The following is a 21,287-nucleotide window of genomic DNA, read 5'->3' as shown; positions in this document are numbered from 1 at the left end:
GGCTTAAGATGCAAGGCTTCCCTTGCCAGCGCGTCTGCCCATGCCAGCCAACGTCCCGACGTACGCCTCGCTGTTCGCCGACCACGCCCGCCGCCTTTCGCAGACCCACCTGCGCACGCTGATCGCCGACCCCGGCCGCGGGGCGCGCCTGCGTCATCGCGCGGGGCCGCTGCTGCTCGACCTCAGCCGGCAGAAGCTGGACCTGGCGGCGCTCGATGCGCTGGGCGCGCAGTTGGAAGCCGGTGGCTGGCAGGCCGCCCGGGACGCGATGTTCGCCGGCAAGCCGATCAACACGTCCGAGGGGCGCGCGGTGTTGCATACGGCGCTGCGTGCCGGTGGTTCATCCATGCCTTCGCCCGCGCCCGCCGAGGCACGCAGCGAGATCGAGGCCACGCTCGATCGCATCGGCGAGCTGGTCGATGCCATCCATGACGGTCGCCAGGAGGCGCTCGGCCTGCCCGGGACGGTCACCGACGTCGTCAACATCGGCATCGGCGGCTCGGACCTGGGCCCGCGCCTGGCGGTGGCCGCGCTGGCTCCGTTCCGCATGCCGAAGGTGCGCAGCCATTTCCTGACCAACGTCGATGGCCAGGCGGCCTACGACCTGACCAACCGGCTGGATCCGAAGACCACGCTCGTAGTGATGGTCTCCAAGACCTTCACCACGCAGGAGACGCTGCTCAACGGCAACGTGCTGCGCGGCTGGATTTCGGAAGCCTGCGGCGGTGACGAGCGCGCGGTGGCGCGCCATTTCCTGGCGGTCAGCGCCAACACCGAGGTGGCGGGCAGCTGGGGCGTGCCACTCAGGCAGATCTTCCCGATGTGGGATTTCGTCGGCGGGCGCTATTCGCTGTGGTCGGCGGTCGGGCTGTCGCTGGCGCTGGCGATCGGCATGCAGGGCTTTCGTGCCGTGCTGGCCGGTGCCGCTCGGATGGACGATCACTTCCGCAGCGCGCCCTGGCAGGAAAACCTGCCGGCGCTGCTGGCCTTGACCGAAATCTGGAACCGCGACGTGCTGGGGTTCCCCACGCGCGCGGTGGTGCCGTATGCGGACCTGCTCGGCGACTTGCCGAGCTACCTGCAGCAGCTGGAGATGGAAAGCCTGGGCAAGTCGGTCACGCCACAGGGCGCGCCGGTGGGACAGCCGACCGTGCCGGTGGTGTGGGGCAGCGTCGGCACCAACGCGCAGCACGCCTATTTCCAGGCGCTGCACCAGGGCACCGAGGTGGTGCCGCTGGACCTGATCGGTGTCGTCAATCCCGCGCACCCGCTGCACGGCAACCACGATGCGCTGCTGTCCAACCTGCTCGCGCAGGCGGCTGCGCTTGCGCTGGGCAAGACCGCGGACGAGGCGCTGGCCGAGAATCCCGCCGGCGGTCGCGAACTGGCCGCACAGCGGACGTTCCCGGGCGACCGCCCGAGCTCGGTGATCCTGCTCGATGCACTCACGCCCGAAAGCCTGGGTGCGCTGATCGCGATGTACGAGCACAAGGTGTTCCTGCTGGGCCACCTGTGGGGCATCAACGCGTTCGACCAGTGGGGCGTGGAGTTGGGCAAGAGCATCGCGCGGCAGATCCTGCCGGCGCTGCGCGGCGAAGCGTCGGACGTGCCGCCGCTGGATGCGGCAACCTGCGAGTTGATCGCAGCGATCCGCGAGCGCCGCAAGTAGCGGCGGTGGGCTGAAGCCCGCCTACAAAGGCTGCTCGCCGTGTCGGGCCAGCGCCCAGGCCACGTGTTCGCGGACGACCGGGGAGGAATGGCCAGCTCGCGTACGCAGAGCGGCAATCACCTCGAAGGTATGTGGCGCATTGCCCAACGCCACCGCGATGTTGCGCAGCCAGCCCTCGTAACCGGTGCGCCGTATTGCCATGCCTTCGGTGCGGCGCAGGAACTCCTCTTCGCTCCAAGCGAACAGCTCCACCAGCTTCGCACCGTCCAGGCTGTGCCGCGGCGCGAAGTCCGGCTCGGTGGCGTCCTGCGCGAACTTGTTCCAGGGACACACCAGCTGACAGTCGTCGCAGCCGAAGATGCGGTTGCCCATCGGCGCACGCAATTCCTCGGGGATCGAGCCCTTGAGCTCGATCGTGAGGTAGGAAATGCAACGACGGGCGTCGAGCCGGTAGGGCCCCAGGATCGCCTGGGTCGGGCACACGTCGATGCAGCGCGAGCAGGTGCCGCAGTGGGCCGTGGCGGGCGGATCGACCGGCAACGGCAGGTCGGTGTAGAGCTCGCCGAGAAAGAAATACGACCCGGCATCCTTGTTGATCAGTACCGTGTGCTTGCCGATCCAGCCCAGGCCCGCGTTGCGCGCGAGCGCCTTCTCCAGCACCGGCGCCGAGTCCACATAGGCGCGATAGCCGAACTCGCCGATGGCCTCGCGGATGCGTTCGGCAAGCTTCTGCAGCCGGTTGCGCATCAGCTTGTGGTAATCGCGGCCCAGCGCGTAGCGCGCCACGTAGCCGGCCTCGCCGTCGTCGATCACGTCCCAGGCGTGCCTCGTGCCGGGCGCGAGGTAATCCATGCGCACCGAGATCACCCGCAAGGTGCCCGGTTCCAGCTCCGCCGGGCGGCTGCGGCGGGTGCCGTGGCGGGCCATGTAATCCATTTCGCCATGCAGGCCATCGCCCAGCCACTGCTCGAGGTGCGACTCGTCCTCGCCCAGTTCGACGCCGCTGATGGCGGTCTGGGCAAATCCCAGCTCGCGCGCCCACTGCTTGATGTCATGGGCCAGCGCGGCGTAGTCGTGGGAGGGAACAACGGACATGACGCCATTGTAAGGGCGAGCCCGCACCTATAATCGCCCGATGACCGCGCCGCATCGCCACGCCCTCTATACCGTCGCCCAGGTGCGCGCACTGGACCGGCGCGCGATCGGGGAGCTGGGCATTCCCGGTTATGAGCTCATGCGCCGCGCGGCCGCCGCGGCGTTCGCCAGCTTGCGCCGCCATTGGCCGCAGGCGCAGCGCATCGCGGTGTATTGCGGGCCCGGGAACAACGGTGGCGACGGCTACCTGCTCGCGCTGCTGGCGCATGAGTCCGGGCTGGTCGCCGACGTGCTCGCGCTGGCGGAGTCCCCGGGCGAGGGCGATGCCGGCAGCGCCCGGACCGCCTGCGAGCAGGCCGGCGTGCCGATGCATCGCTGGCATGGAACATCATCGTTGCCGGACGCCGACGTCCATGTCGATGCGCTCTATGGCACCGGCCTGAACCGGCCGCCGCAACCGGCCGCGGCCGGCTTGATCGAACGGCTCAACGCCAGCGGCAAGCCGATCCTGGCGCTGGATGTGCCCTCGGGCCTGAATGCCGACACCGGGCATTGCCCGGGCGCGGCGATCCGCGCCAGCCTCACGGTAAGTTTCATTGCGGCCAAGCGCGGCCTGCACACCGGGCAGGCCAGTGCGCACACGGGGCGCGTGGAACTGGCCACATTGGGCCTTCCCGACAGCCTGTGGCAGGAGGCACCCGATGCCCGCCTGCTCGAAGCGGGCACATTGGGACCTCGCCCGCGCGACGACCACAAAGGGCGCAACGGCCACGTGCTCGCCATCGGTGGCGATCACGGCACCGCTGGCGCGATCCGCCTTTGCGGCGAGGCCGCCTTGCGTGGCGGCGCGGGCCTGGTCAGCGTGGCCACGCGCAACGAACACCTGGTCGCGCTCAACGCCGCACGCCCCGAGCTGATGGCGCACGCGGTCAACGGTCCCCAGGCATTGGAGTCGCTGCTCGATCGCGCCACCGTGCTGGCGGTCGGCCCGGGCCTGGGTCAGGGCGCGTGGGGCCACGCGCTGTGGCTGACCGCCCTGGACAGCCCGCTGCCGCTGGTGCTGGACGCCGATGGCCTCAACCTGCTCGCGGCCGAGCCGCGGCGCTTCGATCCGGCCCGGCCCGCGGTACTCACGCCGCATCCGGGCGAGGCCGCACGGTTGCTCGGTTGCTCCGTCGGCGAGGTCGAGGGTGACCGCTTCGCCGCTGCCCGCGCGCTAGCGATGCGGTTCGAGGCGGTGGTGGTGCTCAAGGGCGCGGGTTCGCTGATCGCCGGTCCGGATGGCCGTCTGGACGTCTGTCCATGGGGCAATCCGGGCATGGCCTCCGGCGGCATGGGCGACCTGCTGACCGGCCTCATCGCCGCCTTGCTGGCGCAGGGTTGTACCGCCTGGGATGCCGCCCGCCTCGGCGTAGGACTGCACGCGCGCGCCGGCGACCACGCGGCACGCGCGGGCGAGCGAGGCCTTGTCGCCAGCGACCTGCTGTTCCCGCTGCGTCGCCTGCTGAACGGACTGGATGCATGAGCTACTGGACCCTCCCCGACGAAACCGCCACCTCCGCGCTGGCACAACGCTTCGCCGCGGCGATCGACGGCGGCCTGGTGTTCTACCTGCACGGCGACCTGGGTGCCGGGAAGACCAGCTTCGCCCGTGCGTTGCTCACTGCGCTGGGCGTGGGTGAGCGGGTCAAGAGCCCGACCTACAGCCTGGTCGAGTCTTATCGCGCGGGCGCGCTCAACGCCTGGCATCTGGACCTCTACCGCATCGCCGATCCGGGCGAGCTGGAATGGCTGGGCCTGGACGCCCTGGGCGATCCGGCCGCGCTGGTGCTGGTCGAGTGGCCCGAGCGGGGCACCGGTGCCTTGCCCGCCCCGGACCTCGTCCTGGAGCTGGATCATGCCGACCCCGGGCGGTGTGCCAAAGCCGTCCCGCACAGCGACCGCGGCAGGGCCCTGCTGGGACGTTTGGGAGAGTCCTAAGTTACGGTTCCGTAAGAAAAAAGTGCGTTTGGCGGTTTTGCGCCGGGAAAGCGCGGCTTGGCGGCCATACCTTGGGTTGTCATGACAAATGCGATGCAGGTTATGGATATCCAAGGGAAAAACCCTTGCAATCGCATTTTTGCTGCGTTTCAATGCGACGCCATGACACGTACGTTTGCGCGCCTGGGAAGTCTCGCTCTGGTGGCTCTCGCCGCCGCGCTTCCGTTGCGCCCGGCGCAGGCGGCCGATGTGCAGGGCGCCCGCGTCTGGGCGGGCCCGGATTACACCCGCATCGTGTTCGATCTGTCCGGCCCGGTGGATTACAAGCTGCGCCGCGACGGGAACACGGTCGAGCTGGAGCTGCCCGGCGGTGGCCTGGGACGCGGTTTCGACGCGCCGGTGGCGCAGGGCCTGTACAAGGGCCTGGACAGTCGCGCTTCGGGTGGCGAGTTGCATCTGGTGGCCCATGCCGCCGGGGGATCCCGGCCGAAGAGCTTCCTGCTCAAGCCTGCCGGCGAGCATGGCTACCGCCTGGTGCTGGACCTCTATCCTGGCGAGGACGGGGCCATCGCGGATACGGCGGACGACCGTGCGCCGGGCGTGCTGGCCAGCGTCAAGCCGACCTCCAGCGAGGGCAAGGGCGCCAGGCAGGCTGCCGCGTTGCTCGGCGGCGAGCGCAAGGTGATCGTCGCGATCGACGCCGGCCACGGCGGCAAGGATCCCGGCTCGCACGGACCCAGCGGCACGCAGGAGAAGGACGTCACCCTGGCGGTGGCGCGCGCCCTGGCCGCCGAGATCAACCGCCAACCCGGCATGAAGGCCGTACTGACCCGTGACGGCGACTATTTCATTCCGCTCAAGCGCCGCTACCAGATCGCCCGCGAGCAGAACGCGGACATGTTCGTCTCGGTCCACGCCGATGCCTTCACCAGCAGCGACGCCAAGGGCTCGTCGGTGTGGGTGCTGTCGCCGCGCGGCAAGACGTCCGAGGCCGCGCGCTGGCTGGCCGACCGCGAGAACCGCGCCGACCTGATCGGCGGCGTCTCGCTGGACGACAAGGACGACAGCCTGGCCGCGGTACTGCTGGACCTGCAGCAGGGCTACGCCATCCAGGCCAGCGAGTCGATCGCCGGCAACGTGCTCAAGGCGCTGGCCAACCTGGGGCCAACCCATCGTGGCCACGTCGAGCATGCCAACTTCGTGGTGCTGCGCTCGCCGGACGTTCCCTCGATCCTGGTCGAGACCGCCTTCATCAGCAATCCCGCCGAGGAGCGCAAGCTGCGCGATCCGGCGCATCAGCGCCAGCTGGCCGAGGCGGTGATGGGCGGCGTGCGCAACTACTTCGAGGCGACCCCGCCGCAGGGCACCTGGTTCGCCGCGCAGGCCATGCGCCGCAACGGCACCCTGGCTTCCGCCGCCAAGCCCGCTGCGGCGGTGGCGGACACGCGCGCCGACGCCAACGTGCGCGACCTGCACCGGGTCTCGCGGGGCGAGAGCCTGGGCAGCATCGCGCGCCAGTACGGCGTCAGCGTGAATGCGCTCAAAAGTGCCAATCGCATGAGCAGCGATACGGTGCAGACAGGCGCGGTGCTGGCCATTCCGGCCGGCTGATCAGCTCCGCTTTTCCTTTGCTTCCAGAAGGGCGTCCTGGCATGGGCAATGCCACCGCCACCCTTTAAGCTTGCGCGATGCCCGTTATCCGCCAGCTTCCCCCCGACCTCATCAACCAGATCGCCGCCGGCGAGGTGATCGAGCGGCCATCCTCGGTGGTCAAGGAACTGGTCGAGAACAGCCTCGACGCCGGCGCCAGCCGCATCGAAGTAGACATCGAGCAGGGCGGGGCGCGGCTGATCCGCGTGCGCGACGACGGCGGCGGCATCGGGCCGGACGACCTGCCCTTGGCGGTGGCTTCCCATGCCACCAGCAAGATCGGCAGCTTCGACGACCTCGAGCATGTCGCCAGCATGGGCTTCCGCGGCGAGGCGCTGGCCTCGGTGGCCTCGGTGGCACGCTTTGCGCTGACGTCGCGCCTGCGCGATGCCGACAGCGCGTTCCGGCTGGAGGTCGACGGTGGGCGCATGCAGCCGGTGCGCCCGGCGCAGCATCCGGTGGGCACGAGCGTCGAGGTGCGGGACTTGTTCTTCAACGTGCCGGCGCGGCGGAAGTTCCTGCGCGCCGAGCGCACGGAACTGGCGCACATCGACGACCTGCTCAAGTCCCTCTCGCTCGCCCGCCGATCGGTGGAGTTCCGCCTGAGCAACAACGGCAAGCCGCTGCGCCTGTTCAGGGCCTGCCAGGACCAGTCGGCCGCGCTGGCGCGCGTGGCCGAGGTGCTCGGCGAGGGTTTCCCGGCACAGAGCCTGCACATCGACCACGCCGCGGCCGGCATGCAGCTTTCGGGCTGGGTCGGACTGCCGACCGCCTCGCGCGCGCAGGCCGATGGCCAGTACTTCTATGTCAACGGGCGGCTCGTGCGCGACCGCGTGGTCGCTCATGCGGTGCGCCAGGCCTATGCGGACGTGCTGTTCCACGGTCGCCATCCGGCTTTCGTGCTGTACCTGGAACTCGATCCGGCCGGCGTCGACGTCAACGTGCATCCGGCCAAGCACGAGGTGCGTTTCCGCGAGCAGCGGCTGGTGCACGATTTTCTGTTCCGCAGCCTGCACGAGGCACTGGCCCAAACGCGGGCAGGGCTGGCAGCGCAGCCGTCATCGCCCGAACCGGAGACGGCGTCGACACCGTCGTATGCCTACGGTGGCCAGGCGGGTGGGCGCCCGTCGCAGTTCGCGCAGAGCCGCCTCAACCTCGGCCTGCGTGACGAGCCGCTGGCCGAGTACGCCACCCTGCTGGGCGGGTCTTCGGCGCGGGTGGACACTGCCGTGGCGGCGGCGATGCCCGAGGCCGACGAGCGCGAGGCGCCGCCGCTGGGCTTCGCCATCGCCCAGCTCAAGAGCATCTATATCCTCGCCGAGAATGCGCACGGCCTGGTGCTGGTGGACATGCATGCGGCGCACGAGCGCATCACTTACGAAAAGCTCAAGAACGGTCGCGCCTGCAGCAACCTGCGCTCGCAGATGCTGCTGGTGCCGCTGAACCTGTCGGTGAGCGCAAAGGAAGCGGCGGCCGCCGAGGAACACGCCGAAGCGCTGGCCGACTGGGGCCTGGAGCTCTCGCGCAGCGGGCCGTCGACCGTGGTAGTGCGCCGCATCCCCGCGCTGCTCGAGGGCGCCGACGTCGGGCAGCTCACCACCGACGTGCTGGCCGAGCTGGCCCAGCACGGCAGTTCGCGTCGCCTGCAGGAGCTGGAGAACGAATTGCTCTCGACGATGGCCTGCCACGGTTCGGTGCGCGCGGGGCGGCGGCTGACGCTGCCGGAGATGAATGCGTTGCTGCGCGAGATGGAGGCGACCGAGCGCTCCGGCCAGTGCAACCACGGGCGGCCGACGTGGGTGCAGCTCTCGCTGGGCGAACTTGACCGCCTGTTCCTGCGCGGTCGCTGATCCTGTAGGAACGCACAGGCGCGATCCACAGGGCACGCATACGAGCTCGTCTATACTCGAACGCCACCCCACGCTGGAGAGCCCCATGCTTCGCGCCAGCCTGTTCCTCGCCGCCATTACCTTGGGAGCCGTTGCCGTGCACGCCGCCGATACTGATCCGTATTCCCGCCAGGTCGAACAGTGGCGCGCCGACCGCGTGGCGCGGCTGACCGCGCCGGATGGCTGGCTGAGCCTGATCGGACTGGAGTGGCTGCACGAGGGTGCCAACCGCATCGGCAGCGGCGCCGACAACGACATCGTCCTCTCGGCTGGTCCCGCCCACCTGGGCACGATCACGCTCGCGGCGGACGGCAGCCAGCGCATCGCGCTCGACAAGGACGCGGGAGCCACCATCGACGGCAAGAACGTCTCCGAGGCGACGCTGGTCGACGACATGCACGCCGGCGCGGCTGGCCCGACCCTCGTGCGCTTCGGCAGCGCGAGCTTCTACGTGATCGATCGCGACGGACGCAAGGCGCTGCGCGTGAAGGATCCCGAGGCGCCCACCCGCGCGCACTTCGCGGGCATCGACTATTTCCCGATCGATCCATCCTGGCGCATCGAGGCCGACTGGGTGCCGTTCGCACCCGGCCACAAGCTGGAGATCGGTTCGGTGATCGGCACCATCGAGGCGGTCGACGTTCCCGGCAAGGCCGTGTTCCAGCGCGGCGGCCAGACCTTCGAACTGATGCCCTACCAGGAAGAACCGGGCGGCGAGCTGTTCTTCGTGATCGCCGACCGCACGTCCGGGAAGGAAACCTACGGCGCCGCGCGCTTCTTCTACGCCACGTTGCCCAAGGGCGGCCTGTCGCAGCCGGGCAAGGTGGAGCTGGATTTCAACAAGGCCTACAACCCGCCCTGCGCGTTCACGCCCTTCGCCACCTGTCCGCTGGCGCCACCGGAGAACCGGCTGGATGTCGCCGTGACGGCCGGTGAGAAGAAGTATCGCGGCGGACACTGACGCCGCTGTTGCAGGAGCGCCCGAAGGCGCTCCTGCAGAAGGTCTCAGCGACCCTTGAACTCCGGCTTGCGCTTGGCAAGAAACGCGTTCGTCCCTTCGCGCATGTCCTCGGTGGCAAAGGCCAGCGCGAAGCCCTGTGTCTCGAACTCCAGGCCCTGGTCCAGCGCCGTCTCGCCGCCCAGCAGGATCGCATCGAGGATGCCCGCGGCGGCCAGCGGCGCGGCGGCGGCCAGCTGGTCGGCCAGCGCGTCGACGGTTTCGTCCAGCGCGTCGGGCGCCACCACGCGGTTGACGATGCCAAGCTCAAAGGCCCGCTGCGCACCGATCGGCGCGCCGGTCAGGCACAGCTCGAGCGCTGCGCTGCGGCCGGCCAGCCGTACCAAGCGCTGGGTGCCCCCAAAGCCGGGGATCAGGCCCAGGTTGATTTCCGGCTGGCCGAACTTCGCCTTCTCGCTGGCCACGCGCAGATGGCAGGCCATCGCCAATTCCATTCCACCACCCAGCGCGAAACCCTGGATGCGCGCGATCACCGGCTTGCCCAGCCGCTCGATCGTGCTCATCAGGCGCTGCCCGGTGCGCGAGAACGACTGCGCCTGGACCGGCGTGTAGCCGTTCATCTCGGCGATGTCGGCGCCGGCCACGAAGGCTTTCTCGCCTGCGCCGGTCAGCACCACCGCGCGCACTGCATCGTCCTGCGCCGTCTGGGTGAAGGCGAGGGTCAGCTCGTTGAGCGTGTCGCGGTTGAGAGCGTTGAGCTTGTCGGGGCGGTTGACGGTGATGACGCGCACCGCGCCGCGGTTGGCAATTTCCAGGTTGCGATAGGCCATGACAAGCGCTCCGGCGGAGGGGAAACGACCATGGTAACGCGGGAACCTTTGCCGCCGCGCGGGTTCGAAGCAACGCCGGCTGTGGCGCTGCATGGCGTCGCCATTGCGCTTAGCATGTCGGTACCGTCGACGGTGGAGGCAACGCATGACACGACTGGGTGGGCTGGCGCTTGGCATGCTGCTGCTGGGAAGCGTCGCGCATGCGCAGGACCGCACCGCCGCGCCGACGTCGCAAGTCAAGCTGGACAAGCACAAGCTGTCCTACGCGATCGGCTACCAGATCGGCAGCCAGTTCGCCGGCGGTGAACCCGATGTGGACCTGGCCACCGTGCAGAAGGCCATGGCCGACGCCTACGCCAGGCGCCATCCGGCCGTCCCGATGCAGGACATGCACGCGCAGCTCGAGCGTCTGGAGCAGCAACTGCACGCCAACGCGGTGGACGAGTTCAAGCACATCGCGGCGGCCAACGCGCGCAAGAGCGCGCAATTCATGGCACAGAACCGCAAGCGACCGGGCGTGGTGCAATTGCCCTCGGGCATCCAGTACGCGGTGATCGCCTCGGGCGAGGGCACGCAAACGCCCAGAGTCACCAGCACCGTGACGGTCAACTACCGCGGCATGCTGGTCGACGGCACCGAGTTCGACAGTTCCTGGGCGCACGGTGCGCCGGTCACTTTCCAGGTCGACAAGGTCATTCCCGGCTGGCAGGACGTGATCCCGCGAATGCACGTGGGCGACCGCTGGAAGGTAGTGATCCCGCCGCAACTGGCCTACGGCGAACGCGGGCAACTGCCGCGGATCGGGCCGAACGAGGCGCTGGTGTTCGAGATCGAGTTGCTGGATATCGCGAAGTAGCGACCGGATCCTTCGACTCCGGCGCGTTGGGCCCACGCCCGGGGCGAAGCCGAAACATTGCTGCGGCCATCGGCACAGTCAGGCTCCCGCGCATCGGCTAAAATCGTGCGAATGCCGCACGAACCCCACGTCCCCGTCGCCCCTTTGACCCCCTGCATCGGCATCTGTCGACTGGATGCGCGCGGCTGGTGCGAGGGCTGCCTGCGCAGCGGCGAGGAAATCGCACGCTGGCGCAACATGGACGACGCCGAGCGCCTGCGTTACATGCGCGAGATCCTGCCTTCGCGCGCGAGGGCGTGATGGACGGCGCGCCGGACCGCCTGGACGAGCGCGTGTTCGACGCGCTGCCTCGTATCCTGCGGCCACTTTCCGACCCACCCGCGGCCCCGGGCTGGAACCACGCACAGATGGCCGACCTGCTCGGCGACACACCAAGGCGCCCGGCGGCCGTGCTGGTTGGCGTGCGCGAGGGCGTGCAACCGCGACTGGTCCTCACCGTGCGCACCGCCCACCTGCAGTCGCACGCGGGGCAGGTGGCCTTTCCCGGAGGCCGGCAGGATCCGGGCGACCTCGATGCGATCGACACCGCCCTGCGCGAAAGCGAGGAAGAGATCGGGCTCGAGCGCGCGCTGGTGCAACCGTTGGGCTTCCTCGACTGCTTCGAGACGATCAGCGGCTACTGCGTCACGCCGGTGGTCGCGCGCATTGCCGAACGGGCCGTGCTGTACCCGACTCCGGCGGAAGTGGCTGAGGTGTTCGAGGTGCCGTTCGCGTTCTTCCTTGAACCGGCCAACCTCAGACGCTATGTGATGGACTACCGCGGGCACCGGCGGGCGATGGCGGAATTCGTCCACGGCGGCCACCGCATCTGGGGCGCGACCGCCGCGATGCTGCTCAACCTGCTGGAGAGGATGGAAGACGCATGAGCCTGCATACCACGCTGATCGATGCGGCCACGCTGGCGGCGATGCCGCCGGACCAGATCCTGATCGTCGATTGCCGGGCGGACCCGGCCGGCGCTGGTGCGGCCGATCCGGACAAGCCCGAACGCGAGTACCGCCAAGCCCATATTCCCGGCGCCGTGCATGCCAGCCTGGAACACGATCTGTCCGATCTCGGCCGCAAGGACCAGGGCCTGGGCCGGCACCCATTGCCGCTGGAGCAGGCGTTTTCCGCCGTGCTCGGTCGCTGGGGCTGGCGTCCGGGCCTGCAGGTGGTGGCCTACGATGCCGGCAGCAGTGCGCTTGCGGCGGCCCGGCTCTGGTGGCTGCTGCGCCTGGCCGGCGTGCGCGAGGTTGCCGTGCTCGATGGCGGCTTCGCCGCCTGGCGCGAGGCCGGGTTGCCGGTCGAAAGCGGCGACGTCGAGCGCACGCCCAGCCAGATCGAGGTGCACTTCGACCCGACCCAGGCGATCACCGACCACGCAGCGTTGCACGCCGATCCCGCGCCGGTATTGCTCGATGCGCGCGCGACCGCGCGTTATCGCGGCGATACCGAGCCGCTGGATCGCGCCGCCGGCCACGTGCCCGGCGCGCTCAACCGTCCTTATGCCGACAACCTGGACGCCAGCGGGCGGTTCAAGCCGCCGGCACAACTGCGTGAGGAGTTTGCCGCGGTGCTGGGCGACACGCCGCCACAGGAGGTCGTGCACATGTGCGGCTCGGGCGTCACCGCCTGCCACAACCTGCTGGCGATGGAGCATGCCGGGCTGACGGGTTCGCGCCTTTATGCGCCCTCGTGGAGCGGCTGGGTGAGCGATCCGTCGCGACCGATCGCCACCGGCTGAGCCGATCGCTGCTGCACTGATGGCGTAAGGGAGTGCGGCGGGTCAGGCGCCCTTGGCCTTCAGCCGTGCGACCAGTCCCTGCAGCGTCGCCTGTGTTTCGGCGTGGAAGTAGGCGTCCATGAAGGCGTCCAGCGGCAGGGCATCGACATCCTTCCATGCCGCGCGCAGGTCGGCGCGAGCCAGCTCGCGGGTGGCCAGCATCGCGTGGCGCGGGAGCGCCAGCAGTTCGGCCAGCCAGTGCACGGCGCGGGTCACCACCTGGTCCACGCCAGTCAGCTCGTCCACGAAGCCGCAGGCCAGCGCCTGCTCGGACTCGATCATGGCGCCGGCGACCAGCAGCCGCTCGGCGCGGTACGTGCCGACCACGCGGCGCAGCGCGAGCTGGATGCAGTCGGGCACCATCAGGCCGACCTGGACCTCGTTGAGGCCGATGCGGAAAGGACCTTGCGCCATCACGCGGTAGTCGCAGAACAGCGCCAGCACGGCGCCGCCCGCGGGGCTGTGGCCGGTGATCGCCGCCACCGCCGGGACCGGCAAATGGGCGAGGTCCGCGCACAGGTCGAACAGCGCGCGCCAATACGCCTGCACGCCGGCGCGGTCGCGTTGCAGCAGCTCGGGCACGTCCACGCCTGCGGAGAACAGGCCTTGCGCGCCGGAGATCACCAATCCGCGCGCGCCGTCGCGCGGCGCCTGGGCGAGAGCATCGCGCAGCGCCGCGATCAGGTCCATGTTCAGCGCATTGACCGGCGGGCGGGCCAGGCGGATCTCGGCGATGTCGCCGTCGTGCGGGAGGATGTCGAGCATGGCGTGGTCCTTGGCTTGTTTGTCGAACGCTGCGTAACGGCTGCTGCGGGAGCGCACGTTGCATGACCGGACGGAGGCGGTCGCGCACACGTGCGCACCTGCGGCGATGCGTGGTGGCTACTCGTCCGCGGCCCAGCGGTAATGCACCGCGTATTCCAGCGTCGCCTTGCCCCCGGCCGGCACCTTCACCTGGAACTCCAGCACGTCGGGCGACTGCTTGTCCGGCTTGACCGACGAGGAGGCCAGCGTCCACTCCCGCCAGCGGCTCGGGTGTTCGCGCACGGTCACCACGCGCGCCGACTCGCCTGCGTTGGTGAGCGTGATGCGGAACGCTTCATCCATCGCGCGCGCGGCCTTGTCCACCTTGAACAAGGTGCGTTCGCGCTCGGCTCGCAGGTCGAAGGCGGTGCCGAGCGTGAGGGTGGCGTCGCTGCCCTTGGGCGTGTCGTCGATGCGGCCTTCGCCCAGGAATTGCGGCGTGCCGTGGTTGTCGTCGCCCAGTACGCGCAGGTAGCCGGCCGGCAGGCTGTCGAAGGCGGTGAAACGCAGGGTGCTTTCGATGGTATTGCCACCACCGGTGTTGAAGTCGGGGGCAAGCATGGGCTCCGGCGGCGTCCAGGCGTTGCCGTTCTCGTACAGCGCGGTGCGCTCGCACGTCAGCGTCCGGGTCGCGTAGAGCGGCACCTGGCTGACACTGCCGTCGGGCAGGTCGACCGGTTGGGGCAGGGTGTAGAGGCGATAATCGCCGAGGGACGACTGCTGCGGCATGTCGGCTGCCTCGGCCTTGTAGGCGCGGGTCATCGACATCGCCACGGGCTGCGGCGCGCCCGGTTTGGCGAAGCGCGGTTCGCCCGCGACCAGTTTGAGCGTGGCATCGTGCCAGTCGCGTCCGCTGCGGTTGGCGATGCTGGCGCGCGATTCGAACTGCATGCGGCAGGCATCGCCCCGCACCAGCGTGGCGACGTAGGCGGCGCGCCAACCCAGGCCGGCGGTGGGATAGCTGAGTGTTGCAGTGGCGTTTCCGGCGCGGGCGGCGTCCACGCGAAGGCGCAGGCTGGCGCCGGTGGGAAAGTCCCCGCCGGAGCTGCGCACCGCGGCGTAGTCGCGTACCAGCGTCGTGCCCATCGTGCCCTTGACGAGCAGGCCGTTGCCGGCGCGCAACAAGGTGCCTTGCGCCAGCGATTCGCCGTTGTTGCCCAGGACCGTGATCTCCTGGCCAACCAGTCCGGCGAGCGCTGCCTCGTTGCCCTGGCCAAGCAACAGGCGCTGGGAAACCAGCCTGGCCTGGTCGTTGGCGAAGGAGAGCGCAATGGCTTCGGGATCGAGGTAGAGCGGCAGGTCGCCGACGGTGACGTCCTGCATGCCGGCCTTGAGCTGCAACGTGCGCTGCTCGCGCGCCACCGCATGGCCCTCACCCACGCTGCCGTCGCCGGAGGAAGCGAACAGGGCGGCGCTGTCGCTTCGGTAAAGGGTAAGCGCGGTACCGGCGTCGGCCGCCTGCGCCGTGGACATCGCCATCAAGGCGGCGCAGGCAGAGGCGAGAGCCGCGGAACGGGGGAGTGTCGTCATGGGGCACCTTCCGTTTTGGGGAGCGCTCATCATAGCGACCGTCCTGCCGCTCGCGTGGGCCCTGCCGCGCAGCCCGGCTCATGCGCCGGTCAGGACTGTCCAAGCCCGGCGCGCGCTGCCCGGCTATGGTGGTTCCATCCCTTCCGGATGACCGACCATGCTCACGCCATCGACCATCGACATCGCGCCCGCGCGCCTGCCCGAGGATCTTGAACTCGTGCGCGGGCTTTTCGAGGAATACGTGGCCAGCCTGGATATCGATCTGTCGTTCCAGGACATCGATGCGGAACTTGCGCACCTGCCGGGAAAGTACGTGTCGCCCGGAGGGGTCGTGCTGCTCGCCCGCGACGCGGCGGGCGCCGCCTTGGGCTGCGTCGCGCTGCGGCCGTGGCCAGGGCAGGGCGAGTGCGAGATCAAGCGTCTGTACGTGCGGCCAGCGGCGCGAGGACGATCCCTGGGGCGGCTGTTGGCCGAGGCGGCGATCGCCTGGGCGATCCGGGCGGGCTATCGCCGGGTGTTGCTGGATACGCTCGCCTCGATGCATGCCGCGCGCGCGCTTTATGCCTCGCTCGGGTTCCAGCCCGTCGAGCCGTACTACGTGAACCCCGTGCCCGGCACGCTGTACATGGCGCTCGGCCTCCCGCCCGGCACGGATTGAGCGGGTCAGCCGGCGAGCGCCCAGCCGTCACGGAAGGTGGCCGGCGTCATGCCGAAAGTCCTCACGAACTCCCGGTTGAGGTGCGCCTGGTCATAGAAGCCGGCGTCGAGCGCCACCTCGGCAACCGGCACATGCTGGCGCAGCAACGCCTTGGCACGGTGCAGGGCCAGCAGGACGTGGAAGTTGTGCAGGCCGGTGCCGGTCTCCCGGCGGAACGCACGCGCAAGATGGCCGGCCGAAACCCCGCATGCCTGCGCCACGCTTTCCACATCGGTGTGCAGTGACGAACGGCGGACCAGCAGCGCCCGCGCTTGCGCACCGAGCGTGTCGCCGGACTCCGTGGCCGGGGGAACGCGCGGGTTCGGCACGAACTCCGAAACGAAGGCCCAGCCGTATCGGTCGACCGGTTCGAAGCGATGTACCGTACCCGCCGGCACCGTGACCGTGTCGCCGGCTCTCACCATGCGGGCGCCGGCTGGAAGCCACAGCCGCGCGCGGCCGGCAAGCATCCGTACAACCTCGTCGCCGGCATGGAAATGAGGGCGGAAGCGCCAGGCATGCCGGTCGCCGGCGATGCTTTCGACCGCCCCCGCTTCGCTGCGCTGCACCCGGAAGGCCGTGCGTGGAGCAGGGGCGCGGGCGCGCATGATCAGTCCTGCGCGGCCGCCCGGCGGATCGCGTCGGGCAACGGCACCGGCTTGCCGGTGGCCGGGTCCATCCAGACCATCACCACGTGGCCGTCGCCGTACAGGCGCTCGGGGTCCTCCACATCGAGGATGCGATGGCCGATGGTCATGGAGCTGGTGCCCAGGCGCTCGCAGAAAAGCTCCACGCTCAATTGCGCCGGCCATTCGATCGGCCGTCGGTAGTTGAGCTGGACGGCCGCCATCACCGGCATCGCGTTCTCGTCGAACCACGGGCCCGGCACGTGGCTGAGCCACTGCAGCCGCGCCTCTTCCAGGTAGGTGAGGTAGTTGGAATTGTTGACGTGGTTGAACGCGTCCAGGTCGCGCCAGCGAACCGGCAGCGCCGCGGTGAACAGCGGCGTGGATGTCGGCGGCGGCGCCTGCTCGGCAGGACTTTCGACCGTGGCTTTCCTGGTCGATTTGCGCGGGCTCATGGGGCCTTCTTCTTGCGCGGCATGGGCCGGTGCTTGTCGGCCGAGGCGATGTGCTTGAGCGTGTTCTTGGTGCGCTTGGCCGCCGGCTTTTCCTTTGCGGGTGGCGGCGCCTTGAGATGAGGTACCAGGAAGCGCCCGGTGTGCGACTCGGGCGACGCGGCCACCTCTTCCGGCGTGCCGGCGATGAGGATCCGCCCGCCGCCGGCGCCGCCCTCGGGGCCGAGGTCGACGATCCAGTCGGCGGTCTTGATCACGTCGAGGTTGTGCTCGATCACCACCACGGTGTTGCCCTGGTCGACCAGCTGGTGCAGCACGTCGAGCAACTGCTCGATGTCGTGGAAGTGCAGGCCGGTGGTCGGCTCGTCGAGGATGTAGAGCGTGCGGCCGGTGTCGCGCTTGGACAGCTCCTTGGAGAGCTTCACGCGCTGAGCTTCGCCGCCGGAAAGCGTGGTCGCGCTCTGGCCGAGCTTGATGTAGTCCAGGCCCACGGCGCGCAGCGTGTCGAGCTTGCGCGCGATCGTCGGCACGTTCTCGAACAGCTTGAGCGCGTCCTCCACCGTCATGTCGAGCACGTCGGCGATGGTGTTGCCCTTGTAGTGGATCTCCAGCGTCTCTCGGTTGTAGCGCTTGCCGTGGCAGACGTCGCAAGGCACGTAGACGTCGGGGAGGAAGTGCATCTCCACCTTGATCATGCCGTCGCCTTCGCAGGCCTCGCAGCGGCCGCCGCGCACGTTGAAGCTGAAGCGGCCCGGCGTGTAGCCGCGCGCACGCGCCTCGGGCACCTGCGCGAACAGTTCGCGCAGCGGTGTGAACAGGCCGGTGTAGGTGGCCGGGTTGGAGCGAGGCGTGCGGCCGATCGGCGACTGGTCGATGTCGACGACCTTGTCGAACAGGTCCATGCCGCTGACCGATTCGAACGGCGCCGGCTGCCCGCTGGCGCCATTCAACTCGGAGGCGGCCAGGCGGAACAGCGTGTCGTTGACCAGCGTGGACTTGCCCGAGCCGGACACGCCAGTGACGCAGGTGAACAGCTTGGCCGGGATCGCCAGGTCGACGTGCTTGAGGTTGTTGCCGCGCGCGCCCTTCAGGCGCAGCCAGGCGTCCTCGTCGACCGGCTTGCGCCGCTCGGCGGGGACCTCGATGGCACGCGTGCCCGAGAGGTACTGGCCGGTGATCGAGCGCTCCGAGCCCAGGATGTCCTTGAGCGTGCCCTGTGCCACCACCTCGCCGCCGTGCACGCCGGCGCCGGGGCCGATGTCGAGCACGTGGTCGGCCATGCGGATGGCGTCCTCGTCGTGCTCGACCACGATCACCGTGTTGCCCAGGTCGCGCAGGCGGGTGAGCGTGCCGAGCAGGCGCTCGTTGTCGCGCTGGTGCAGGCCGATCGAGGGCTCGTCCAGCACGTACATCACGCCGACCAGGCCGGCGCCGATCTGGCTGGCCAGGCGGATGCGCTGGGCTTCGCCGCCGGAGAGCGAGTCAGCCTGGCGATCCAGCGTGAGGTAGTTGAGGCCCACATCGTTGAGGAAGGTCAGGCGCTCGCGGATTTCCTTGACGATCTTGGCCGCGATCTCGCCGCGCCAGCCGGCGAGCTTCAGCTCGTCGAAAAACCCCAGCGCGTCGTCGATCGACCGGTTGGTCAGCGCCGGCAGTGGCTGGTCGGACACGAACACGTTGCGCGCCGACCGGTTCAGGCGCTGGCCCTCGCAGGTGGGGCAGGGGTGGTCGCTGATGTACTTGGCCAGTTCCTCACGCACCGCGGACGATTCGGTTTCCTTGTAGCGCCGCTCGAGGTTGGGGAGGATGCCCTCGAAGGCATGCTCGCGGGTCACCCGGCCGCCGCGCTCGGTGAGGTAGCGGAAGGCGATCTTCTCCTTGCCGCTGCCGTAGAGGATCGCCTGCTGGATGTGCGGGGGCAGGTCGCGCCAGCGCGTATCGGCCTCGAAGCCGTAGTGCGCGGCCAGCGAGAGCAGCATCTGGAAGTAGTGCGGGTTGCGCCGGTCCCAGCCGCGGATCGCGCCGTTGGAGAGCGGAAGCTCCGGATGGCCGACCACGCGCGCCGGATCGAACACCTGGGTCACGCCCAGGCCGTCGCAGCTGGGGCAGGCGCCGATCGGCGAGTTGAAGGAGAACAGCCGCGGTTCCAGCTCCGGCAGCGAGTAGTCGCAGACGGGGCACGAGTAGCGCGAGGACAACAGTTGCTCGGGCGCGCTGTCGTCGTCCATGTCGACCACGATCACCAGGCCGTCGCCGAGCCGCAGCGCGGTTTCGAACGATTCGGCCAGGCGCTGCTTGAGGTCTTCGCGCGGGCGGAAGCGGTCGATCACCACCTCGATGGTGTGCTTCTGGCGCAGGGTCAGCGGCGGCACCGCGTCGAGTTCGTACACCACCCCGTCGACGCGGGCGCGCACGAAGCCCTGCGCGCGCAGCTGGTCGAACACCTGCACGTGCTCGCCCTTGCGCTCGCGGACGACCGGCGCGAGCAGCATCCAGCGCTTGTCGGCATCGAGCGCCAGCGTGGCGTCGACCATCTGGCTGACGGTCTGCGCCTCCAGCGGGATGGCATGGTCCGGACAGCGCGGCGTGCCAACGCGGGCGTAGAGCAGGCGCAGGTAGTCGTAGATCTCGGTGATCGTGCCGACGGTCGAGCGCGGGTTGTGCGAAGTCGACTTCTGTTCGATCGAGATCGCGGGCGAGAGGCCTTCGATGTGGTCGACGTCGGGCTTTTCCATCATCGACAGGAACTGCCGCGCGTACGCCGAGAGCGACTCGACGTAGCGGCGCTGGCCTTCGGCGTAGATCGTGTCGAAGGCGAGCGAGGATTTGCCCGAGCCGGACAGGCCGGTGATCACGATCAGGCGATCGCGCGGCAGGTCCAGGTCGATGTTCTTGAGGTTGTGCGTGCGGGCGCCGCGGATGCGTATGGTTTCCATGCGCGCTGGGATATGGGGGAGACCGGCCACTATACCAACCTGCCGAGGTCAGAAATTGAGACTCGGTAGGGTGGGCTTCAGCCCACTGCTCTCGCACACCCGCCGGGGGCCCCGGCCTTCACCGGTCTACGCAAAGGCTGGCGGCTGTGGCCAAATACCCGGCTCGGGACGGGATGAGGAGATGCACATGCGCACGTGGAGCCTGATGGGCATGGCCCTGCTGCTGGGGACCGGCACCGCGCTGGCAGCCACCCCCAAACCGCCCAGCGAGGCGCAGGTGCGCCAGCTGATGGACGTGTTCGGCGTCGACCGGATGCTGGGGCAGATGAACAGCCAGATGGCGGCGATGATGCAGCAGCAGTTGCCCTGCGTGCCGAGCGATTACTGGCAGGGCTTCATCGACGCCAAGGGGGCTCGGGAGCTGACCGAGCGCATGGTGCCGATCTACCAGCGCCATTTCAGCGCGGCCGACATCCAGGGGCTGCTCAAGTTCTACCGCTCACCGCTGGGCAAGAAGGTGATCACCGAAATGCCCGCGACCATGGCCGAGGGCATGCAACTGGGCCAGGAATGGGGCCGCCAGCGAGCTCAGGCGATGCTGGCCGAGCTGCAAAAAAGCGGCAGGATCGACGCCCAGGGCCGCTGCCCGGCCGCGCCGGCAGCGGCGCCGGGGACGAAGCTGGTCGCGCCCGCCGCAGGTACTTCGTCGGCGAGCCCCTGAGGCCCCTGCTCAAAGATTGACCAGCCCCGGACGGCATCGTTATACTTCGCCGTTCACCACGGCCGGTACGCGCGCGGTGAAACCCAAGAGAATAACGACAGAAGGGACAATCCCATGAGTTATGCAGTCATCAAGACCGGCGGCAAGCAGTACCGCGTCCAGCAGGGCGACGTGCTGCGCGTGGAGCTGCTGGATGCCGAGGAAGGCGCCAACGTGAGCTTCGACCAGGTTCTGCTGGTTGGCTCGGGCGACGCGGTCAACGTCGGCGTGCCGACCGTTGCCGGCGCCACCGTTTCGGCCACCGTGCGCCGCCACGGTCGTGCGGACAAGATCCGCATCATCAAGTTCCGCCGCCGCAAGCACCACAAGAAGCAGATGGGGCACCGGCAGCATTTCACCGAAGTCGAGATCACGGGCATCAACGCCTGATACAGAGCCGGAGGATTTAAGTCATGGCACATAAAAAAGGCGTAGGTTCGTCCCGCAACGGTCGCGACTCGAACCCGAAGTACCTGGGCGTGAAGATCTATGGTGGCCAGGCCATCGAGGCCGGCAACATCATCGTCCGCCAGCGTGGCACCAAGTTCCATGCCGGCACCGGCGTGGGCTTGGGCCGCGACCACACCCTGTTCGCGTTGACGGACGGCGTGGTCGAGTTCAAGACCCGCGGCGAGAACAACCGCAAGTTCGTCAGCGTCGTCAAGGGCTGATCGCTCCCGACGCTGCAGCGAAAGCCCCGCTCCGGCGGGGCTTTTGGTTTTTGTGAAGC

At 69.1% G+C, this 21,287-nt stretch carries 19 protein-coding genes and 1 pseudogene; 13 read left to right on the top strand and 7 right to left on the bottom strand.

The window, feature by feature from the left end; translation table 11 throughout:
- Positions 1-40: 40 nt before the first annotated feature.
- On the top strand, positions 41-1,669 hold the full coding sequence (gene pgi, locus ACFWZ1_RS11290) for a glucose-6-phosphate isomerase (protein WP_439666474.1): 1,629 nt from the start codon (positions 41-43) through the stop codon (positions 1,667-1,669).
- Between the two features lie 21 nt (positions 1,670-1,690).
- On the opposite strand, the gene queG is transcribed toward pgi, so the two are convergent.
- Positions 1,691-2,764: a tRNA epoxyqueuosine(34) reductase QueG gene (gene queG, locus ACFWZ1_RS11285; RefSeq protein WP_439666473.1), complete on the bottom strand. Its 1,074-nt coding sequence runs from the start codon at positions 2,762-2,764 to the stop codon at positions 1,691-1,693.
- 40 nt (positions 2,765-2,804) lie between these two features.
- On the opposite strand from queG, the gene ACFWZ1_RS11280 reads away from it, so the two are divergent.
- From ACFWZ1_RS11280 to ACFWZ1_RS11260, 5 genes are all read left to right on the top strand, one after another.
- Positions 2,805-4,289: an NAD(P)H-hydrate dehydratase gene (locus ACFWZ1_RS11280; protein ID WP_439666472.1), complete on the top strand. Its 1,485-nt coding sequence runs from the start codon at positions 2,805-2,807 to the stop codon at positions 4,287-4,289.
- Positions 4,286-4,744, top strand: coding sequence for a tRNA (adenosine(37)-N6)-threonylcarbamoyltransferase complex ATPase subunit type 1 TsaE (gene tsaE / locus ACFWZ1_RS11275; protein WP_439666471.1), 459 nt, complete (start codon positions 4,286-4,288; stop codon positions 4,742-4,744). Before ACFWZ1_RS11280 ends, tsaE begins: the two co-directional genes overlap by 4 nt.
- Positions 4,745-4,906: 162 nt before the next feature.
- On the top strand, positions 4,907-6,355 hold the full coding sequence (locus ACFWZ1_RS11270; protein WP_439666470.1) for an N-acetylmuramoyl-L-alanine amidase: 1,449 nt from the start codon (positions 4,907-4,909) through the stop codon (positions 6,353-6,355).
- Between the two features lie 77 nt (positions 6,356-6,432).
- Positions 6,433-8,244, top strand: coding sequence for a DNA mismatch repair endonuclease MutL (gene mutL / locus ACFWZ1_RS11265; protein WP_439666469.1), 1,812 nt, complete (start codon positions 6,433-6,435; stop codon positions 8,242-8,244).
- Between the two features lie 85 nt (positions 8,245-8,329).
- A complete protein-coding gene (locus ACFWZ1_RS11260) occupies positions 8,330-9,244 on the top strand; it encodes a DUF1684 domain-containing protein (protein WP_439666468.1) in 915 nt (304 codons plus the stop codon).
- Between the two features lie 44 nt (positions 9,245-9,288).
- Here ACFWZ1_RS11260 and ACFWZ1_RS11255 read toward each other — a convergent pair whose 3' ends face one another.
- Positions 9,289-10,071 carry an enoyl-CoA hydratase-related protein gene (locus tag ACFWZ1_RS11255; protein ID WP_439666467.1) on the bottom strand — a complete coding sequence of 261 codons (783 nt, stop codon included), beginning with the start codon at positions 10,069-10,071 and terminating at the stop codon, positions 9,289-9,291.
- A gap of 145 nt (positions 10,072-10,216) precedes the next feature.
- Here ACFWZ1_RS11255 and ACFWZ1_RS11250 point away from each other — a divergent pair, with 145 nt between their 5' ends.
- The 3 genes and pseudogenes from ACFWZ1_RS11250 to ACFWZ1_RS11240 all read left to right on the top strand — a co-directional run bounded on the left by ACFWZ1_RS11250 (position 10,217) and on the right by ACFWZ1_RS11240 (position 12,713).
- Positions 10,217-10,927 carry an FKBP-type peptidyl-prolyl cis-trans isomerase gene (locus ACFWZ1_RS11250; RefSeq protein WP_439666466.1) on the top strand — a complete coding sequence of 237 codons (711 nt, stop codon included), beginning with the start codon at positions 10,217-10,219 and terminating at the stop codon, positions 10,925-10,927.
- Between the two features lie 111 nt (positions 10,928-11,038).
- A pseudogene (locus tag ACFWZ1_RS11245) lies at positions 11,039-11,853 on the top strand (NUDIX hydrolase).
- Positions 11,850-12,713: a sulfurtransferase gene (locus ACFWZ1_RS11240; RefSeq protein ID WP_439666465.1), complete on the top strand. Its 864-nt coding sequence runs from the start codon at positions 11,850-11,852 to the stop codon at positions 12,711-12,713. The pseudogene ACFWZ1_RS11245 and the gene ACFWZ1_RS11240 overlap by 4 nt, the downstream one beginning before the upstream one ends.
- Positions 12,714-12,755: 42 nt before the next feature.
- On the opposite strand, the gene ACFWZ1_RS11235 is transcribed toward ACFWZ1_RS11240, so the two are convergent.
- Both ACFWZ1_RS11235 and ACFWZ1_RS11230 read right to left on the bottom strand, forming a co-directional pair.
- Positions 12,756-13,517, bottom strand: a complete 762-nt coding sequence (locus ACFWZ1_RS11235) for an enoyl-CoA hydratase/isomerase family protein (RefSeq protein WP_439666464.1) — start codon at positions 13,515-13,517, stop codon at positions 12,756-12,758.
- A 117-nt stretch (positions 13,518-13,634) separates the two neighbouring features.
- Complete coding sequence (locus ACFWZ1_RS11230) at positions 13,635-15,086, bottom strand: DUF4139 domain-containing protein (protein WP_439666463.1); 1,452 nt, start codon at positions 15,084-15,086, stop codon at positions 13,635-13,637.
- Between the two features lie 157 nt (positions 15,087-15,243).
- Here ACFWZ1_RS11230 and ACFWZ1_RS11225 point away from each other — a divergent pair, with 157 nt between their 5' ends.
- Positions 15,244-15,744 carry a GNAT family N-acetyltransferase gene (locus tag ACFWZ1_RS11225; protein WP_439666462.1) on the top strand — a complete coding sequence of 167 codons (501 nt, stop codon included), beginning with the start codon at positions 15,244-15,246 and terminating at the stop codon, positions 15,742-15,744.
- A 5-nt stretch (positions 15,745-15,749) separates the two neighbouring features.
- Here ACFWZ1_RS11225 and ACFWZ1_RS11220 read toward each other — a convergent pair whose 3' ends face one another.
- From ACFWZ1_RS11220 to uvrA, 3 genes are read right to left on the bottom strand one after another with little or no spacing between them, the layout of a single operon-like run.
- Positions 15,750-16,391 carry a helix-turn-helix domain-containing protein gene (locus ACFWZ1_RS11220; RefSeq protein ID WP_439666461.1) on the bottom strand — a complete coding sequence of 214 codons (642 nt, stop codon included), beginning with the start codon at positions 16,389-16,391 and terminating at the stop codon, positions 15,750-15,752.
- 2 nt (positions 16,392-16,393) lie between these two features.
- The gene (locus tag ACFWZ1_RS11215) at positions 16,394-16,864 is read right to left on the bottom strand and encodes an acyl-CoA thioesterase (protein ID WP_439666460.1); all 471 of its coding nucleotides are present in this window, start codon (positions 16,862-16,864) and stop codon (positions 16,394-16,396) included.
- Positions 16,861-19,797, bottom strand: coding sequence for an excinuclease ABC subunit UvrA (gene uvrA, locus ACFWZ1_RS11210; RefSeq protein ID WP_231320675.1), 2,937 nt, complete (start codon positions 19,795-19,797; stop codon positions 16,861-16,863). Before uvrA ends, ACFWZ1_RS11215 begins: the two co-directional genes overlap by 4 nt.
- A 187-nt stretch (positions 19,798-19,984) precedes the next feature.
- Between uvrA and ACFWZ1_RS11205 the strand changes: the two genes are divergently transcribed.
- The 3 genes from ACFWZ1_RS11205 to rpmA all read left to right on the top strand — a co-directional run bounded on the left by ACFWZ1_RS11205 (position 19,985) and on the right by rpmA (position 21,228).
- The gene (locus tag ACFWZ1_RS11205; RefSeq protein WP_439666459.1) at positions 19,985-20,518 is read left to right on the top strand and encodes a DUF2059 domain-containing protein; all 534 of its coding nucleotides are present in this window, start codon (positions 19,985-19,987) and stop codon (positions 20,516-20,518) included.
- A gap of 114 nt (positions 20,519-20,632) precedes the next feature.
- The gene (rplU, locus tag ACFWZ1_RS11200) at positions 20,633-20,947 is read left to right on the top strand and encodes a 50S ribosomal protein L21 (RefSeq protein WP_231320672.1); all 315 of its coding nucleotides are present in this window, start codon (positions 20,633-20,635) and stop codon (positions 20,945-20,947) included.
- 23 nt (positions 20,948-20,970) lie between these two features.
- The gene (gene rpmA, locus ACFWZ1_RS11195; protein WP_091336927.1) at positions 20,971-21,228 is read left to right on the top strand and encodes a 50S ribosomal protein L27; all 258 of its coding nucleotides are present in this window, start codon (positions 20,971-20,973) and stop codon (positions 21,226-21,228) included.
- The last annotated feature ends 59 nt before the right edge of the window (positions 21,229-21,287 follow it).

The sequence above is a fragment of the Frateuria sp. GZRe14 genome, from assembly GCF_051900395.1.
Lineage (GTDB): Bacteria > Pseudomonadota > Gammaproteobacteria > Xanthomonadales > Rhodanobacteraceae > Frateuria_A > Frateuria_A edaphi.
The sequence above is the reverse complement of the archived record's forward strand: the minus strand, read 5'-3'. Positions and strand labels throughout refer to the sequence as shown.